Below are 1,894 nucleotides of genomic sequence, written 5' to 3'. Positions count from 1 at the left end.
ATGCGGGTAAAGCCCTTTGGTAAGATATGTAGCGTGAACCTTCTTAGGAATTCAGGAGCCTTTAGCGCGCAAGTTTCTTTTTTGCCCTGTTTCCGGTAATTCTTTACCGTAAACTGAACCTTACCGTTTTGAAGTGATTTGATCCGTTGGTTACTGATGGCAATCTTGTGAGAGTACCTGCCTAGGTATTCAATAACTTGTTTGGGGCCGAAGAATGGTTTTTTGCAGTAGATGACCCATTTCTTGGAGAACAATTGCCTTGCAGTGTTCGGGGCCAACAACTTCTTTTCCCTTAGTGCCTGCACCATTCTTGCTCTGAAGACGGTAGACATTTTCTTTACCGGAAAAAGGAAACGTCCCTTGGATAGGGAAGCCTTCCATTTACCGGAAGGTGTCAGTCCACCAGCTGGAACAATGCAATGCAGGTGAGGATGTAAGCTTAGGTTCTGCCCCCAGGTATGTAAAACACTTACCATTCCAGTCTTTGCACCTAGCAACTTGGGGTTGGCAGCAAAGTCCCTGACGACTGACCATGCCGTTTGAAAGAGCAGGTGGTAAAGCTCAGCAGGCTTGCTCAATGCTAATTCATTGAGCCTATCAGGCAGGGTGAATACTACATGAAAATAGGAGGCATTCAACAGGTCCTTTTCCCTGTTCTGTATCCATCGTTCACGTAGGTTTCCCTGGCAGCGTGGACAGTGCCTATTTCTGCAACTATTATAACTCAGGTGTAGCTTATTACAATCAGTATTGTCACAACGATCAATATGTCCTCCCATCTCAGCGGTTCTGCAGCGCATCAGGGCGTAAAGGGTACGTGCTTTCCAAGTATTGGAAGCTATTACAGGAATATTGTTGTGTAAGGCTCTGATAATATCAGCAAGCTGACAGGCAGAATGCTTATTCCTCATAAAGTTTCTCCAGAGGACTAAAAGGAGTCTGCCTGCCGACCCTTGCCACATGGAGATAGACTAAAGTGGTATTGATATCGACATGGCCGAGGAGTTCTTTGAGCGTAAAGATGTCAGTGCCCATCTCGAGTAGGTGGGTGGCATAGCTATGACGAAGAGAATGAGCGGTAACTTGCTTGTGTATACCACTCGCTCGTCTAGCTTCACGGGCGGCCCACTGCACACCTCTGGCACTAATGGGGACAGGTTCACCAGCACTGTTGTTACCGTTAAAGAGATATTCGACAGGTTTTTCTACTTCCAAATAAGTTTTAATTCCTCTTGAAAGAAGGCCACAGAGAGGGACATACCGGTCTTTTCGGCCTTTTCCTTCCCGGACATGTAGCATTTTCCGGTCAAGATCGATATCCGTTATCTTGAGCTTGCAACATTCAAAGTTGCGTAGTCCACAGCCATAAAGTAAAGCGAGGATAAGGCGATGTTTGAGTAGTTTTGGGGCTTTTAAAAGCTCCTTAACTTCCTGCTGACTAAGGACGACAGGAAGTTTTTTTGGCCGTTCGATGGAGGGGAGAATGACGCTGCTTTCCTTCCGGTCAAAGATTCGAAACAGATAGCGCAGTCCGTAAACGGTGTGTTTGAAGAAACTATCGGATGGAGTGTGGTGCTTACGCTTAAGGAAATGGAGGTAATCCTGTATGACTTCGTCATCAAGTTCAAGCAGATCAGAGTTGAGATGCAGTCCCATATGGGACAAACATCGGGCGTAATTATTGAGAGTGCTCTGACTTTTCCCCGAAATGGTTATTGATCTACGGAGTCTTTTGAGTTGTAAATCAAAGCCTGGTACATTTTCACAGGCTTTTTCAATGATAGATTGCTTTTTTTTTCATAGCTTAAAATGTTGAATATTAATGATAAGTCTAATGTAGGAAGAAACGGCAAAAACTGCCGGCTTCCTGCCTTAGCAGGATTCGTTCAACACT

General features: G+C 45.1%; 3 protein-coding genes. 1 reads left to right on the top strand and 2 read right to left on the bottom strand.

Annotation, left to right across the window (positions count from 1 at the left end):
• Positions 1-911 (bottom strand): IS91 family transposase (locus ADICYQ_RS07110; RefSeq protein ID WP_040414983.1); only part of this gene is annotated, 911 nt, incomplete at its 3' end.
• Positions 901-1,473 (bottom strand): tyrosine-type recombinase/integrase, encoded by a 573-nt coding sequence (locus ADICYQ_RS07105; protein WP_235114442.1) that lies wholly within the window; start codon positions 1,471-1,473, stop codon positions 901-903. The genes ADICYQ_RS07105 and ADICYQ_RS07110, both read right to left, overlap by 11 nt.
• Positions 1,474-1,542: 69 nt before the next feature.
• Here ADICYQ_RS07105 and ADICYQ_RS28350 point away from each other — a divergent pair, with 69 nt between their 5' ends.
• Positions 1,543-1,719: a hypothetical protein gene (locus ADICYQ_RS28350; RefSeq protein WP_235114444.1), complete on the top strand. Its 177-nt coding sequence runs from the start codon at positions 1,543-1,545 to the stop codon at positions 1,717-1,719.
• Positions 1,720-1,894 lie beyond the last annotated feature (175 nt).

The organism is Cyclobacterium qasimii M12-11B (genome assembly GCF_000427295.1).
Taxonomy (GTDB): domain Bacteria; phylum Bacteroidota; class Bacteroidia; order Cytophagales; family Cyclobacteriaceae; genus Cyclobacterium; species Cyclobacterium qasimii.
Note: the sequence above shows the minus strand (reverse complement) of the source record. Positions and strands in the feature narration are given on the sequence as shown.